Annotated in this window: 14 protein-coding genes; 9 read left to right on the top strand and 5 right to left on the bottom strand. The window is 67.3% G+C overall.

Annotation, left to right across the window (positions count from 1 at the left end; translation table 11 throughout):
• Positions 1-12 precede the first annotated feature (12 nt).
• The 4 genes from ON22_RS31905 (at position 13) to ON22_RS31885 (ending at position 3,844) form a co-directional block, all read left to right on the top strand.
• Positions 13-1,542 (top strand): nitric oxide reductase activation protein NorD, encoded by a 1,530-nt coding sequence (locus ON22_RS31905; protein ID WP_033244840.1) that lies wholly within the window; start codon positions 13-15, stop codon positions 1,540-1,542.
• Between the two features lie 147 nt (positions 1,543-1,689).
• Positions 1,690-2,493, top strand: a complete 804-nt coding sequence (locus ON22_RS31900) for a CbbQ/NirQ/NorQ/GpvN family protein (RefSeq protein ID WP_033244839.1) — start codon at positions 1,690-1,692, stop codon at positions 2,491-2,493.
• A gap of 186 nt (positions 2,494-2,679) precedes the next feature.
• Positions 2,680-3,360 carry a hypothetical protein gene (locus ON22_RS31890; RefSeq protein ID WP_156052353.1) on the top strand — a complete coding sequence of 227 codons (681 nt, stop codon included), beginning with the start codon at positions 2,680-2,682 and terminating at the stop codon, positions 3,358-3,360.
• Between the two features lie 40 nt (positions 3,361-3,400).
• Positions 3,401-3,844: a hypothetical protein gene (locus ON22_RS31885; RefSeq protein ID WP_051158346.1), complete on the top strand. Its 444-nt coding sequence runs from the start codon at positions 3,401-3,403 to the stop codon at positions 3,842-3,844.
• A gap of 16 nt (positions 3,845-3,860) precedes the next feature.
• Here ON22_RS31885 and ON22_RS31880 read toward each other — a convergent pair whose 3' ends face one another.
• On the bottom strand, positions 3,861-4,715 hold the full coding sequence (locus tag ON22_RS31880) for a 3-hydroxyacyl-CoA dehydrogenase (protein WP_033244837.1): 855 nt from the start codon (positions 4,713-4,715) through the stop codon (positions 3,861-3,863).
• 214 nt (positions 4,716-4,929) lie between these two features.
• Here ON22_RS31880 and ON22_RS31875 point away from each other — a divergent pair, with 214 nt between their 5' ends.
• The 3 genes from ON22_RS31875 (at position 4,930) to ON22_RS31865 (ending at position 7,258) form a co-directional block, all read left to right on the top strand.
• Entirely contained in the window at positions 4,930-5,508 is a 579-nt protein-coding gene (locus ON22_RS31875) for a TetR/AcrR family transcriptional regulator (protein WP_033244836.1), read from the top strand.
• A 64-nt stretch (positions 5,509-5,572) separates the two neighbouring features.
• A complete protein-coding gene (locus ON22_RS31870; protein ID WP_033244835.1) occupies positions 5,573-6,769 on the top strand; it encodes an NADH:flavin oxidoreductase in 1,197 nt (398 codons plus the stop codon).
• 123 nt (positions 6,770-6,892) lie between these two features.
• Positions 6,893-7,258, top strand: coding sequence for a hypothetical protein (locus tag ON22_RS31865; RefSeq protein WP_051158345.1), 366 nt, complete (start codon positions 6,893-6,895; stop codon positions 7,256-7,258).
• 88 nt (positions 7,259-7,346) lie between these two features.
• Here the strand turns inward: ON22_RS31865 and gad are convergent, their stop codons facing one another.
• Positions 7,347-8,789, bottom strand: coding sequence for a glutamate decarboxylase (gad, locus tag ON22_RS31860; RefSeq protein WP_051158344.1), 1,443 nt, complete (start codon positions 8,787-8,789; stop codon positions 7,347-7,349).
• A gap of 333 nt (positions 8,790-9,122) precedes the next feature.
• Between gad and ON22_RS31855 the strand changes: the two genes are divergently transcribed.
• Complete coding sequence (locus ON22_RS31855) at positions 9,123-9,545, top strand: VOC family protein (RefSeq protein ID WP_033244834.1); 423 nt, start codon at positions 9,123-9,125, stop codon at positions 9,543-9,545.
• Positions 9,546-9,569: 24 nt separating this feature from the next.
• Positions 9,570-11,213 carry an MFS transporter gene (locus tag ON22_RS31850; RefSeq protein WP_033244833.1) on the top strand — a complete coding sequence of 548 codons (1,644 nt, stop codon included), beginning with the start codon at positions 9,570-9,572 and terminating at the stop codon, positions 11,211-11,213.
• Between the two features lie 58 nt (positions 11,214-11,271).
• Here the strand turns inward: ON22_RS31850 and ON22_RS31845 are convergent, their stop codons facing one another.
• The 3 genes from ON22_RS31845 to ON22_RS31835 form a co-directional block, all read right to left on the bottom strand.
• Positions 11,272-12,879: a bifunctional phosphatase PAP2/diacylglycerol kinase family protein gene (locus ON22_RS31845; RefSeq protein ID WP_231508624.1), complete on the bottom strand. Its 1,608-nt coding sequence runs from the start codon at positions 12,877-12,879 to the stop codon at positions 11,272-11,274.
• Positions 12,880-12,969: 90 nt separating this feature from the next.
• Positions 12,970-13,431, bottom strand: coding sequence for a peptide-methionine (S)-S-oxide reductase MsrA (gene msrA / locus ON22_RS31840; protein WP_373280903.1), 462 nt, complete (start codon positions 13,429-13,431; stop codon positions 12,970-12,972).
• A gap of 256 nt (positions 13,432-13,687) precedes the next feature.
• The gene (locus ON22_RS31835; RefSeq protein ID WP_033244831.1) at positions 13,688-14,503 is read right to left on the bottom strand and encodes a class I SAM-dependent methyltransferase; all 816 of its coding nucleotides are present in this window, start codon (positions 14,501-14,503) and stop codon (positions 13,688-13,690) included.
• Between the last annotated feature and the right edge of the window lie 141 nt (positions 14,504-14,644).

The following is a 14,644-nucleotide window of genomic DNA, read 5'->3' as shown; positions in this document are numbered from 1 at the left end:
CGGGTGCCGGCCATGGATGTCCGCGAAACCACGAATGCCGCAGCGCTGGAACGTAGTTGCGCTGTCACCGCCGTCGCGTTCTCCGCGCGGCGCCGCAGCGGCGCCCGGCTGATCACCGGTGAACGCCGGTCGTTCGGACTGAATTCGGCGCAGAGCGTCGTGCACGTGCCCTACCCGCCGCTGCCGGAGTGGACCCGGCGCACGGTGACCTGCGGGGTCGCGCTGCAATGCGCGCCGTCGAAGGAACGTATCGCCCGGTATGCGCTGCACGAACTCTCACCCCGCGAACTCGCGAGTCTGGCAGTGGTCGAAGGGACGGTCGCGCTGGGTTGGATCGCCGCGAGGTTTCCCGGCCTGATCCCGGAATTGCGCCGGGTACTGCCGGACCTGGAAATCGGTGACCCCGAGCTGGACGGGATGGCGATACTGGACCAGGCCGTCGCGGCGGCCCGCTCCGCGCGCTCCCCGGTTCCGGACCCGATTCTCGGCACGCCCCCGCTGACCTTCCCGGCACGCAGCCGGATATCGGTCGCGGCGCGGCGCATGTACGGGCGGATGCCGTGGACCACGCCGCGTACCGACTCCTACCGCGCCATGTCGGTACCTGTGGGCGGCGAGGGCGGTGTCCGCAACCCCAACCTCCCGCCGCCGAGCCGGCCGGAGAACGACGATCTCGAGATCGCACCCGTCCGTCGCGCGGGCATCCCGTACCCGGAATGGAATATGTGGTCCGGCAGTTTCCTGCCCGGCCATGTCGCCGTCCTGGAACGCCGGCAGCCGAAACCGGCGCACCACCCCGCTCCCGCAGCAGTGGACGTGCGGCGCTGGTTCCGCGAACGCACCCACCGCGCCATGACCGGCGGACTCGAGGACGGGTCGGATCTCGATACCGACCGCTATATCGGCTACTACGTCGACCTGGCGGCGGGTGCCGCACCGCAACCGCGGGTATTCCGGGAACTACTCCCCGACACCCGCGATGTGGCGACCGCCGTTCTGCTGGACGGTAGTTCGTCACTCGGGCTGCACCAGGGCCGCGCCTTCCGGCTCGAACTGGCCTGCGCGGATGCGCTGTCGCATGCCATGGCCGTCACCCGCGAACGGCACGGGATCTTCGTTTTCACCGGCAACACCCGGCATCGGGTGGAGGTCCGCTGCCTGAAGGATTTCGACGAGCCGAGTTTCGTCGACCCGGGTGGCCTCGGCCTGCAGACCGGCGGCTACACGCGCCTCGGCGCGCCGATACGGCATCTGACCAGCCGTTTACTCACCCAGCCTGCGCAGCGGCGACTGCTGCTGATCATCGGTGACGGCCTGATCTCCGACGAAGGTTACGAGGGCCGCTACGCCTGGGCGGATGTCGCGCATTCCGTCGTGGAGGCGGAAGAGGCGGGCGTCGCCGTGTACTACCTGGGCATCGGGCCCGTGCGGGTCGATCCCCTGCCCACCGTATTCGGCGACCGGCGTTCCCAGCGGATTCGCCGCGTGGAGGAACTACCGCGCGTACTCGCCCACGTCCATCGCGAACTGGTCGCCGTGTGATGGGCCCGGGCAGCAGCAAGCAAGCCCCCGGCGTGGAAGACCACAGCCGGAACGAATACGGAGGTACTGCGAGGTTCACACCGCTCGGCGTCGTGAGCGGTGGTGGGCGTGCCGAAATGCACGCCGGCGGACGGACAAGGGGTGAGGATGAGCGCCGAATACTACTCGACCGGAACCGATATCGAATTGTTCCACAAAGCATTTCAACGGCGGATACCGGTGATGCTCACCGGGCCCACGGGCTGCGGTAAGACCCGGTTCGTCGAACATATGGGACAGCGGCTGGACCGGCCGGTGGTCACCATCAGTTGTCACGACGATCTCACCAGCGCCGATCTGGTGGGCCGATTCCTGGTAACCGGCGGTGATGTGGTGTGGCGCGACGGTCCGCTCACCACGGCCGTGAAGAACGGAGCGATCTGCTATCTGGACGAAGTGGTCGAGGCCCGGCACGATTCGCTGGCGGTCCTGCATTCGCTCACCGATCATCGCCGGACGCTGTACCTGGACCGCGCAGGCGAGGTGGTGTCCGCGCCGGAAACCTTCATGCTGGTGTGCTCCTACAATCCGGCCTACCGCAGTTCCCTCAAGGAACTGAAACCGTCGTTCCGGCAGCGGTTCATGACACTGACCATGGACTACCTGGATCCGGACCCGGAAGCGGCGGTGGTCGTCGCCGAGACCGGTGTCGCGCCGGAGACCGCCCGGCGTCTGGTGGCCTGTGCCCGCACGATCCGGGAGGCCGACGAGGTCTTCCATTTCGAGCCGCCCTCCACCCGGGTGCTGGTCACCACGGCACATCTCATCGCGGCCGGCGCCGACGAGTGGGAGGCCACCCTTGCCTGCATTCTCGCGCCACTGAGCAGTAACGGCGCGATCAGCGAAGGTCTGCGCGAGATCGCGGCGGCCGCCTCGGCCGGCGCGCAAACCCCCGCCGCGCAGTCGTTCTAGAAGGAGAAACAGTATGAACGAACAGGATCGCCGGCGGCGGCGCGCGCTGATCGCCGTCCAGATCTTCGCCTACGGATTCCTGCTGGCGATGTTTCTCATCCAGCTGCACATGTATTCCGTCCGGGATTGGTAGGAGGCCTCGTGAAACTCTCGGCATTCTCCCTGCCCTGGCGTGGCTCCCCGGCGGTGGCCGGGCCCAAGGACGCCTACGACGAACACCACGACGGATCCCGGCGCGCCCAGCGCGAAGCCGACTGGTGGCTCACCGGTGGAACACTGCTGATGGGCACGCTTGTTCTCGGTATCGTCGGCCTGCCGATCTTCCTGCGCGGAGTATGGCTACAGCGGCGGGCGCAGCAGTCCGGGTTGTCGGTCCGGCCGATCATCGTCACGCTGATCGGTTATCTGGTGATTCTCGATGCCGCACTCAACAGCCTCGGCTGGGCGCTGGACCTCATCGCCAACCACACGCTGATCAACCGCGTCATCCTCACCGCATGGGGCAATTTCTTCGACGCAGGCTATTTCTGGCACTACAACGAACTGTGGATCGGCGGAGCCGGGGCGCCGGGCGAGAAGGGCTGGGAGGTGGCCCTGATGCTGACCGTCTTCCCGATGCGTATCGCCGCCGCCATCGCCTTCCTGCAGATGAAACGCTGGGGACACCAGTGGATGATCGTCACCTGCTGGTTCGGCCTGGTGATCTGGATCGGCTACACGTTCAACATGACCATGTACGCCGATGTGCGCTACGACGGGGTCGTGCTGCCGGTGATCGGCTGGTGGCTCTACGACATCTTCTACATCACGCCGTTCCTGGCGATCCCCTACCTGCACACCGTCAACCGCGAAATCTTCTCCGACTGACCGACCGGTAGCCGAATCCTTTCCGCTCGAAGGACTTCCCATGAGCACACCCACCCCTGCCACCGACGATCCCGGAAAATCCGAGCTGCCGCCGGGCACCACCGCGCCGTTCGCACGGATGCACAAATGGTTACGCCGCGCCATTTTCGTCTGCTTGTTCGCGCTCGTCATCGAGGGCGCATTCACGGTGCCGGCGCTCGCCCTCTGGTACGGCTGGCCGACGCTGTCGTTCACCGAGATCTGCAGTGAACTGATGAAGGTCAGATATTCCGACGACACCCTCGAATGCCGGCATCCGTACCCGCTGTCCGGCCCGCCGTTCGGCGGACCTCCGGAAGCCGCGGGTCAGCGAACCGCGCAGGACGAATGGGGTATCCAGCCGAAACCCGGCTGGGACCGGATCGGGTTCCGCGAACTGGTGCAGATCCACGAGGACCGCCTGGCCCGGGAAGCCGCGCAGGAGAAAGCACCCCCACCGCGGTGAACGGGCGGCGGCGGGTTCAGGAGTATTTGTAGAACCCCTCGCCGGTCGCGACCCCGAGCTTGCCCTTATCGATGTAGTTGTCCTTCAGCCATGCGGCGAGCTCGCGGGTGTCCTCGCCGGCGACGAGGATGTTGTACGGCGTGTTCAGCCCGACCACGTCGAGGATCTGGAACGGACCCATCGGCGCGCCGGTGGCGATCCGCCAGGTCTTGTCGACGGCTTCCGGTTCGGCGTAGTCGCCGGCGGCGAGTTCGATCGCGGAGTTGAGGAACGGCACCAGCAGCGAGTTCAGGACGTAACCGGCCTTCTCCTTGTGCACCTCGATGGGAACCATGCCGATCGAGGAGGCGAAATCGACCACTGCCCGGAAGACCTGTTTTTCGGTCCGGTCGGTGCCCATGACCTCGGCGGTGTTGAATTTCCAGACGTGGTTGGCGAAATGCAGGGCCAGGAACCGGTCCGGCCGGCCGGTGAACCCGCGCATATCGCTGGGCAGCAGGGTGGAGGAGTTCGTGGCGAAGATCGTGTGGTCGGGGGCCACGGCGGCGAGCTTCTCATAGGTCTGTCTCTTGATCTCGAGTACTTCCGGAACGGCCTCGATCACCAGGTCGGCATCCGCAACCGCAGCTGTGAGATCGCTGGTGAGGGCGATACGCGCGCGGGCCTGCTCGGTCTGCTCGGCGGTCGCGCCCATCACCTCGTCGCGGTAAGTGGCGGCGAGACCGGCAAGCCGGTCGGACGCCGCGTCCAGAGCGGCCTCGCTGATGTCGTAGGCCTGGACCGGGTATCCGTGGTAGGCGGTCTGGAAGGCGATCTGGGAGCCGAGCACCCCGGTGCCCAGGACTGTGACCGCGCGGATCTCGTTGGCCATCGTGTTCTCCTTACCGGTCGATCGACGGGCTTTCGGGACAATCACGGGGCATACGTACACCAGTAGACCAGGATCGGCGGAGGCGGCGCCGGGTCCTGAAGACCCGAGCGATTGCGATCGCGTAACGACTGTCGCGGTATGCGACAGCCAGGGGTTTCAATCAGTATTTCAATCACTGATTGAAATTTGCCCGGCGCGGTGGTTCACTACGCGTATGCCCCAGAACGTCTCGGCCGCCACCCGGGAACGCTTGCTCACGGCCGCCGAAAAGCTCCTGCTGGCCGAGCGCTACGACGAGGTCTCGGTGCGCCGCATCTGCGCCGAGGCGGGCGCCAACGCCGCGGCCGTCCACTACCACTTCGGCTCCAAAGAGGCCCTGCTCGCGGCACTGCTGGAAGATCGGCTCGGCGCGCTGTGGGCAGACCGGCTGGCCCAGGCCACCGCCGCACCGCGCGCGGTCGCCGAGATCGTGGACGCGGTCCTCGCGCCCTTCACCGATCTGGCGGCCGACCCGCTGGGCCGGCTGCATCTGCGGCTGCTCGCACAATGCGTTATCGGCCGGCAGGTCCTGCACTGGCAGCAGCAGTGGTTCCGCATCGATTCCTGGTCCGGACTACTTCCACAGGTGGACGAACGCGAGAGCCGGTACCGCTGGATGCTCGCCTTCGACCTGATCATCATGCGTTTCGGCGCCGCGGCCGCCGAAGACCGGCCGCTCTCCCCGCACACCGCGGCAACCCTGCGCGATTTCGTCGTCGCCGGGCTCACCGCACCGACCGGAGACAACCGATGAGGCGAAATCTCCACCCTCGCCACGGCCTCCGCGAACCGCACATACCAGCCACCAAGGAGTCACGGTGACCGACGTATTCGCCCCCACCACCCTGGGCCCACTCACCCTGCGCAACCGGGTGATCAAGGCCGCGACCTTCGAGGGACGCACCCCCGACGCACTGGTCACCGACGATCTCATCGAATTCCACCGCGAGGTGGCCGCCGGCGGGGTCGCGATGACGACGGTGGCCTACTGCGCGGTCGCTCCCGGCGGCCGCACCGACCGGCACCAGATCTATATGCGCCCCGAAGCCGTCCCCGGCCTGCGCCGGCTCACCGATGCGGTCCATGCCGAGGGCGCGGCGGCCAGTGCGCAGATCGGGCACGCCGGCCCGGTCGCCAATGCCGCCTCCAACCGCGTCCCGGCGGTGGCACCGAGCCGGTTCTTCAGCCCGCTCGGTATGGCCCCGATGAAGGTGCCGACCATCGGCGAGATCGGTGAACTCGTCGCCGCCCACGCCGATGCGGCGAAACTCGCGGTCGAATCCGGATTCGACGCGGTGGAAATCCATTTCGGGCACAACTATCTGGCGAGTTCGTTCCTGAGCCCGATATTGAACCGGCGCAAGGATGTCTACGGCGGCTCGCTCGAGAACCGGGCCCGGTTCGCCCGCGAAATCGCCCGCGCGGTACGCGAAGCGGTCGGCGATCGGGTCGCGGTGACCGCGAAACTGAATATGGAGGACGGGATCCGGGGCGGTTTCTCGCTCCCGGAATCGCTGCAGGTGGCTTCCTGGCTGGAGGCCGACGACGCCCTCGACGCACTGGAGCTCACCGCGGGCAGTTCGCTGCTGAATCCGATGCTGCTGTTCCACGGCGCGGCCCCGCGCCGGGAGTTCGCGAAAACACTGCCGGCGCCGACGCGGTGGGGTTTCCGGATGGTCGGCAAGGCCTTCCTGCGCGAATATCCGTATGAGAAGGCGTACCTGCTCGAGCGGGCCCGGCAGTTCCGTCGTGAATTGTCCATGCCGCTGGTACTGCTGGGCGGGATCACCGATCTGGAGTCGATGCAGCTGGCGATGGCGGAGGGGTTCGAGTTCGTCGCCATGGGCCGGGCACTGCTGCGCGAGCCGGACCTGTTGCGGCGTATCCAGTCCGATGCCGCCACCGAATCGGCCTGTGTGCATTGCAACGAATGTATGCCGACGATCTACAGTCGCACCCGGTGCGTGCTACGGCTCGATCCGCCGAAGCCTCTGACCGCCGACAAGACGGGTTAACAGACACCTGTTGAATGTGCCGTTGTTCAACGGTATGGTTCCGGTTATCGAAATCGCGCGTCCCACAGTGCGATTGCCCGTACAGCACCCGCCGCGGCGGGGCAAACGATAGAGGACCGAACCATGCGCCGTAGTTCACGCACCCACCGCTTCGTCACCCGTATCGCCGCCACCGCCGTGATCGCGGTGGCACCGCTGGCCGTCACCGCCGCCCCGGCCCTGGCGGATCCGGTGGCGGTCACGGCGAGCAGCGAGGCCGAAGACGTCAGTCGTCCCGGCCGTCACGGTCACGGTTACGGCCGTGATCACGGCCGGCACGATCACAGCTGGAACGGGCGGCACGGCCACGGCGCGGGGTGGGACCGCGGCCATCGCAACCGCCACCGTCACGGCCATCCCGGCTGGAATCGCGGTTGGAACCACGGCCACGGCCTCGGCCACGGGCTGCCGCTGCACTGGCTCCTCCCGCGTACCGGCAGCGCCTTCTGACCCGGCCGGCGGTTCACCATTCAACGGACACCTGAGTGGTGGGGCGGAGCAGCCGGCGATCGGCTCCGCTCCACCACACCGGCCGAGCTCAGCGGCCGCCACCCACCGGCGGGTCCACGCCCTGAACACCGATATCGGCACCGTGCGAGAACGATGCGGATTCCGCACCCCGCTGCGGTGCCTGCTGAGCGCGCAGCCGCGGTAACGCCCGTTCGAATGCGCCGACGAGCAGATCCGCCAGGTCATGACTGAAACCGTTGCGCACCACGATGCGTAACACCGCCAGATCCTGCCGGTCGGCCGGGAAGGTGTAGGCGGGCACCAGCCAGCCTTGTTCACGTAGCGCCGCGGAGACATCGAACACCGAATACCCGGTCTCCTCCGGCGCCAGTGTGAAGGCGAAAACCGGGAGCTGGCGGCCGTCGGTGATCAGCCGGAACGGGCCGAGCTGCGCGATCCGGTCGGCGAGCGCCGCGGCAACTTCCCGGGAGTAACCCTGCACACGTTCGTAACCACGACGGCCGAGCCGCAGGAACGTGTAGTACTGCGCCACCACCTGCGCGCCGGGCCGGGAGAAATTCAGCGCGAATGTCGGCATCTGACCACCCAGGTAGTTGACCCGGAACACCAGTTCGTCCGGCAGCGCCGCAGCATCCCGCCACAGCACCCAGCCCACGCCCGGATAGACCAGCCCGTACTTGTGCCCCGAGGTATTGATAGAGGCCACCCGCGCCAGCCGGAAATCCCATTCCAGATCCGGATCGCAGAACGGGGCGAACATCGCGCCCGACGCGCCGTCCACATGTACCGGAACATCCCAGCCGTGTTCGTCGCGCAGCCGGTCCAGTGCCGCGCAGATCTCGGCGACCGGTTCGTAACTACCGTCGAACGTGGAACCGAGCACTGCGACCACCCCGATGGTGTTCTCGTCGCAGTGTGCCGCCGCCTCGTCGGCCGTCAGATGAAACCGCTCCCCCGACATCGGCACGAGGCGCGCTTCCACATCCCAGTACTCGGCGAACTTCTCCCAGCACACCTGGACATTGCTGCCCATCACCAGATTGGGCCGGTCCGCCGGCTGCCCGGCCGCGCGCCGCCGCCGCTGCCACCGTCGTTTCAACGCCAGCCCGGCGAGCATGCACGCCTCACTCGACCCGGTGGTCGAACAACCGACGGCGTTTTGCGGGTCCTCGGCATGCCAGAGATCGGCGAGCACCCGCACACACCGCTGTTCGAGTTCCGCGGTGCGCGGATACTCGTCCTTGTCGATCATGTTCTTGTCGAAGCATTCACTCATCAGTGTCTGCGCCGCCGGTTCCATCCACGTGGTCACGAAGGTCGCCAGATTGAGCCGGGCGTTACCGTCGAGCAAGAGTTCGTCGTGCACGATCTGGTAGGCGGTATCACTGTCGATTTCGTCGGCGGGTAGCCGGTTACGCGGTACCTCGAGCGGTTCGCGCGTGAAGACCGGGTTCACCGCGACCCGGTCACGATCGTTGTCCGGCGAATGGGCCGGATGCGTCAGCGCCATGGAAACCTCTGGGTTGTCGGCGCGCCGCCGGCGCGCTCGGTCCGGCCCCTCCCCTTGGTGACTTCGGCGTACGCCTGGAGTATGCCCTGGTCACGGGTGTTGCGGGCGGAGCACCGCTGGGCTCGGCGAGCCCGCGGCGCAGCGCTTGTACCGAACCGGAATACATGGGTGCGTTCTGCTGCGGAATCGGCGAGGGGGAGTTAGGTTCGGCAGTGGACCGGACCCCCGGTACATCATCCGGACTCGGCAGTACGGTTCGACGGCCCAGATCGTCCCCGGCGCCCGGTCCCGGCGTTCCTCCGAAATCCGCATTCAGCCGAGAAGGAGATCCGCATGAAATCCGTCAACCCGTACCTCATGTTCAACGGTAACGCCGAGGAGGCGTTCACCTTCTATCAGTCCGTATTCGGCGGCGACCTCCAGCTGATCCGCTTCGGTGATATGGGCGAGGCCGAAAACCTGCCCGCCGAGGCCAAGAACCTGGTGGCGCATGTGGCGCTTCCGCTCAACGGTGTCGAACAGATACTGATGGGCTCGGACTGCCCGCCCGGGCAGACCGTCGATATCTCCACGCGCCCGAACTTCACGGTATGTCTCGAACTCAGCGATCAGGACGAGGCGCGTCGGCTGTTCGACGCCCTCGCCGTCGGCGGCACCATCGATATGCAGCTCGCCAAGACGGAATGGACCGAACTGTTCGGCATGATGACCGACCGGTTCGCCATCCCGTGGATGTTCGATTTCGGCGACCAGTAGGCCGCCCGGAGCCGGGCCGATACGATGAGTCCGCCGACAAGTGACCAGCCCGGAGCCGGGCCGGCGACCCGGTCCGGCTCCGGGCTGGTACTCGCGGTGCTGTGCGCCGGGCAGTTCCTTATGACGCTCGACAGTTCGGTGATGAACGTGTCGATGGCGACGGTGGCACAGGACCTGGGCACAACCATCACCGGTATCCAAACCGCCATCACGCTCTATACCCTGGTGATGGCATCGCTGATGATCACCGGCGGCAAGATCGGCGCAATAGTCGGCCGACGGCGGGTGTTCGGTATCGGCCTGATCGTCTACGGCGTCGGATCCTTCGTCACCGGACTGGCGCCGAATCTGGGCGTTCTCCTGCTGGGCTGGTCGCTACTGGAAGGAATCGGCGCCGCACTGATCATGCCGGCGATCGTGTCCCTGGTCGCCGCGAATATCGCGGCCGAACGCCGTAATGCCGCCTACGGAATGGTCGCCGCCGCGGGAGCCGCGGCGGTGGCGGTGGGGCCGCTGCTGGGTGGAGCCGTGACCACCTACGCCTCCTGGCGGCTCGTGTTCTTCGGCGAGGTGCTCGTCGTCGTGGTGATCATGCTGTTCCTCCGCCGGATGACCGACAGCCCTGCCGAGCGAGCCCGGCTCGATATCGTGGGTTCGCTCCTGTCGGTGGGCGGACTCGGCATGATCGTGTACGGCGTGCTCCGCTCCAGCAATTGGGGTTGGATCCAGGAAAAGCCCGGCGCCCCAGCGATATTCGGCCTCTCTCCGGTGATCTGGCTACTGCTCGGCGGCCTGGTCCTGCTGTATCTCCTACGGGAATGGCTCGCGCTACGGATCCGGGCCGGACACGAACCGCTGTTCGACCCTGCGCTGCTGCGCAACCGGCAGCTCACCGGCGGACTCGGAATGTTCTTCGCCCAGTTCTGTGTGCAGGCCGGTGTCTTCTTCGCCATTCCACTGTTCCTCTCCGTCGTCCTCCAACTCAGCGCACTCGGCACCGGGGCGCGCCTGCTCCCGCTATCGGTGGCATTGATCGTCACCGCGGTGGGTATTCCGAAATTCGCTGCCCGGGCGAGCCCCCGCCGAGTGGTCCGGCTGGGACTCGTTTCGATGATCACCGGCATTCTGCTGCTCGCGGCCGGTATGGACCCCGGGGCAGACGCGCAGGTCGTCGCCGTCCCGATGTTGCTGATGGGGGCAGGTTTGGGTGCGCTGGCCGCACAGCTCGGCGCGATCACGGTTTCGGCGGTCCCCGAATCACGCAGCGCCGAAGTGGGCGGGTTGCAGAACACCGCGAGCTATCTCGGCGCCTCGCTGGGCACCGCGCTGATCGGCTCCGTGCTGATCGCGACTCTGACGACATCGGTAACCGACGGCATCGAGAACAACCCGCAGATTCCTGCCACAGTGCAGCAGCAGGCAGCCACCGAGCTGGCCGACGGGGTGCCGTTCCTCTCCGATACCGAGTTGCGCGACGCGCTCGGCGCCGCCGGTGTGGAAGGGGCCACCGCGGACGCCGTGGTCACAATCAACTCCGATGCGCGCCTGAACGCCCTGCACACCACATTCGCTGTCACTGCCCTGCTCGCGGTGGCCGCGCTACTGATAACCCGGCTACTTCCGGTGCGTTCGCCGACGGCCCCCGCCCGGCCATCTCGGGCAAGCTGACCGGCGCCGGCGGTATCGACCACCCGAGGGAAGACGGAATCCGGCTGAGGCGCGGTGCCTACACCCGGCCGAAACCGCGCATCGCCAAGGCGATCCGGCCGCTCACCGGGACCCGGAATACCTCCGGCAGCCACGGGGCCCGGCGGTGGTGCGGGCGGCTGCGGTTGGCCCAGAGCGGATTGGATTCGTCCCGGCGGTAGACCGCGAGCTGCCCGGCCACGGTGAAGCGCAGATGGGTCGCGCTGCCGATCACCTCACCGTCGGCGGCGAGCGCCTCCGGCTCGGGTAGATGCACATGCAACTCGGGCAGCTGGCGTTCGCCGTATACCCGGCTGTGCCCGATCGCGGCCGATACGAGCGCGACCACCGCGCGCGTCCGCGACCACCGCAGATCGGCGCGCAGCCACCGCACATCCAGCAGTCCGGAATCGAGCCGGTCCCGGAACGCGGGCACGGCGCCGTGCGGGTGGTAGGGGCCGTTGCCGACGAACAGGAACCACACCCGCTGCCAGCGACCGTCCAGGAAGATTTCGATGGGTTCGGCGCGGCGCAGGGTGACCACGAGTGCCGCGGCGAAGGCCGGCCATTTACCCCACCGTTTCTGCCATTTCTCCCGCAAACGGACCAGGTCGGGGTAGGACCCGAGGCTGAACGTGTTGATCAGATGCCGTGTGCGGGTATCGTTTTCGTCCCCGTACTCGACGGAGGCGATATCGACCGCCACAGCCTCGCCGACACCGGTCGCGTCGATCACTTCGCGCAGATCGTAGACACCCAGATCGCGGGCGAAATGGTTGAGCGTTCCGGTCGGGATCACGACCAGCGGCAGGTCCTTGCGCAGCGCGTAGGCGGCCACTGCCGCCACGGTGCCGTCACCGCCGGCCACGCCGACGGCCTGCACCGGCTCCTGCCGCGCGTCCACGGCCTGTTCCAACTGCACGGCGCAATCCACGTCCGGGCGGGTCCGCAGTACCGTCGCCGCAGGCAGGGCGGCGGCGATATCGTCGGTGGGGTCGTAGTTCGCGTCCCCGGAGACCGGGTTGACCATCACGATCAGCCCCTTGCCGTCCGCGAGAACGGGTACCTCGGGGACGATGCCCGCCTCCGCCTCGTCGGATTCGCGCACCGGCCACCAGCGCCGGGTGGCCAGGGCGATCCCGGAGCCGACGGCCGCGCCGACCAGCACATCCGAACCCCAGTGCACACCGGTGTGTACCCGCGAGTAGGCGACGGCCGCCGCCACCGGCGCCACGAACAGCGCGGTACGCGGGCTCTCCATCGCCACCGCCGTGGCGAATGCGGCGGCGCTGGCACTGTGCCCGGAAGGGAAGGACGAGGAGGCAGGCGCAGGTACCAGCCGCCGATGCGCGGGCATCAGTTCTGCGGCCGGCCGGCGGCGCGCGAAAACGGATTTGAGCACCACGTTCGTCACGAAACTGGCACCGGCCACCGAGGCGACCCCACGCGCCGCGGCCCGCCGCGGCGATCCGCCACGCGAAGCCAGCAGCGCCGCGCAGGCCATCCACAGCACACCGTGATCGGCCCCCGAGGTGAGGCGCAGCAAACCCATATCGGCCTTCGAGGCCGGCAGCGCCGCCACCGTATCGCCCACCGCGCGATCGATCCGGCCGATCCTGCGGAACTTACGGCGCGTCCACCTACTCACCCGACCGACACTACCCAGCGCACGCCCACCACCGCGACTCCACGGGTTACCGTCGGATTCACCGGTCGGACAGCGGAACTCGGACCCCACCTATGCCGAGGTCCGCCGCGGCAGCTTCCAGCCGGGTCGCGGGAAATGACAGGTGTAGCCGTTGGGGAAAGTCTGCAGGTAGTCCTGGTGCTCGGGTTCGGCTTCCCAGAACTCGGGCGCCGGCGATACCTCGGTGACGACCTTACCCGGCCACAGCCCGGAATCCTCGACATCGACGATCGTTTCGAGCGCGACCCGCTTCTGCTCGTCGTCGAGATAGAAGATCTCGGAGCGGTAGCTGGTGCCGATATCGTTGCCCTGGCGATCCTTCGTGGTCGGATCGTGGATCTGGAAGAAGAATTCCAGCAGCGCCCGGTAGTCGGTCTGCGCCGGGTCGTAGACGATCTCCACCGCCTCGGCATGGCCGGGATGGTTGCGGTAGGTCGGGTGATCGTTCTGTCCGCCGGTGTACCCGACCCTGGTGCCGAGGACCCCCGGCTGCTTACGGATCAGCTCCTGCATACCCCAGAAGCACCCACCGGCCAGGATCGCCTTACGCGTTTCGGTCACGCTTCCTCCTTCGTCCCCCACATTATGCGTCCCCGGTACAACGCCGACGGCACCCGGGAAAGTCCCCGAACCGCTCGGCGCACGTCGCCGCACCGTGCCCACCGGATCAACTGCGCCGTCTACGTCGGCCTCGCCGCACCGTGTCCATCAGGTCCGCTGTGCTGGGTAGGTCGACTGTGCTGCACTGTGACCGGCAGGTGCCGCCAGGTCAGGTCCGCTGCGCTGTGACCAGCAGATACTCCCATTCCATCCGTCCACCGCCGAGGTCGTGCGCGGCCGCGAGGTCGGTGAGTTCACGGTCCAGCTGCCCGGCGCGTTCCGGATCACCGGCCAAGGATTTGTAGACAGCAATGGTGGGTCCGTAGTTGGTTTTGAAGAAGGTGCGGAAAGCGTCGGCGTCGGCGAAGCAGTCGACGACGGCGTGCTCGCGGCGCATTTCCAGCCCGCCGACCCGGTCACCGAGCAGTGCGGTGACGTGCGCCTCCGACCCCCACAGCGGCGGCGGTTGCGCACCGGCGGGTGGCGGTGGGGCGAACGGTTTCATGGTGGCGAACATCTGCCCGATGAACCCGGTCGGCGTCCAGTTCACCAACCCGATCGAACCACCGCTTCTGGTGACTCTGACCAGTTCGTCGGCGGCGGCCCGGTGGAACGGTGCGAACATGATCCCCACACACGAGATCACCACATCGAATTCGCCGGCGGCGTAGGGCAGCGCTTCCGCGTCCGCCTGCTCCCAGCGCAGCTGCACCCCGGCCGCCGCGGCCTTGCGGCGGCCGGCCTCGAACAACTCGGGGGTCAGGTCACCGGCCACCACCTCGGCGCCGGTGGCGGCGGCCGGTACAGCGGCATTCCCCGTTCCGGCCGCGATATCCAGCACCTTGGTGCCCGGCCCGATCGGCGTGGCCCGAACAAGACGTTCTCCCAGCCCGGGTATGACGTCATCGGCGACCCGGGAGTAATCGCCGGACGCCCAGATTGCTCTGTGCTTGGTTTTCAGGTCCCCGGTTGCGGACTGTGTCATCGCCTGCTCCTCACATCGGAACTGCTGATTTCACGGCATGTCGCGCCCTCCGGAGAACACCTCTCGCGGCCGTCCGTGCGGTTGTCGAAACACCCGGTCGGATCGCTACCGGACCGTCCCATTGTCGGACTCGATACGGCA

Origin of the sequence: Nocardia carnea NBRC 14403 (assembly GCF_000308515.1) — a bacterium.
GTDB classification, from domain to species: domain Bacteria; phylum Actinomycetota; class Actinomycetes; order Mycobacteriales; family Mycobacteriaceae; genus Nocardia; species Nocardia carnea.
This window is presented reverse-complemented; position numbering and strand designations above follow the sequence as displayed.

Excerpts from the sequence above, each read along its gene's own strand:
- ON22_RS31905 (WP_033244840.1), top strand. The coding sequence starts at position 13 with ATGGATGTCCGCGAAACCACGAATGCCGCAGCGCTGGAACGTAGTTGC.
- ON22_RS31900 (WP_033244839.1), top strand. The coding sequence starts at position 1,690 with ATGAGCGCCGAATACTACTCGACCGGAACCGATATCGAATTGTTCCAC.
- ON22_RS31885 (WP_051158346.1), top strand. The coding sequence starts at position 3,401 with ATGAGCACACCCACCCCTGCCACCGACGATCCCGGAAAATCCGAGCTG.
- ON22_RS31880 (WP_033244837.1), bottom strand. The coding sequence starts at position 4,715 with ATGGCCAACGAGATCCGCGCGGTCACAGTCCTGGGCACCGGGGTGCTC.
- ON22_RS31875 (WP_033244836.1), top strand. The coding sequence starts at position 4,930 with ATGCCCCAGAACGTCTCGGCCGCCACCCGGGAACGCTTGCTCACGGCC.
- ON22_RS31865 (WP_051158345.1), top strand. The coding sequence starts at position 6,893 with ATGCGCCGTAGTTCACGCACCCACCGCTTCGTCACCCGTATCGCCGCC.
- gad (WP_051158344.1), bottom strand. The coding sequence starts at position 8,789 with ATGGCGCTGACGCATCCGGCCCATTCGCCGGACAACGATCGTGACCGG.
- ON22_RS31855 (WP_033244834.1), top strand. The coding sequence starts at position 9,123 with ATGAAATCCGTCAACCCGTACCTCATGTTCAACGGTAACGCCGAGGAG.
- ON22_RS31850 (WP_033244833.1), top strand. The coding sequence starts at position 9,570 with ATGAGTCCGCCGACAAGTGACCAGCCCGGAGCCGGGCCGGCGACCCGG.
- msrA (WP_373280903.1), bottom strand. The coding sequence starts at position 13,431 with ATGCAGGAGCTGATCCGTAAGCAGCCGGGGGTCCTCGGCACCAGGGTC.
- ON22_RS31835 (WP_033244831.1), bottom strand. The coding sequence starts at position 14,503 with ATGACACAGTCCGCAACCGGGGACCTGAAAACCAAGCACAGAGCAATC.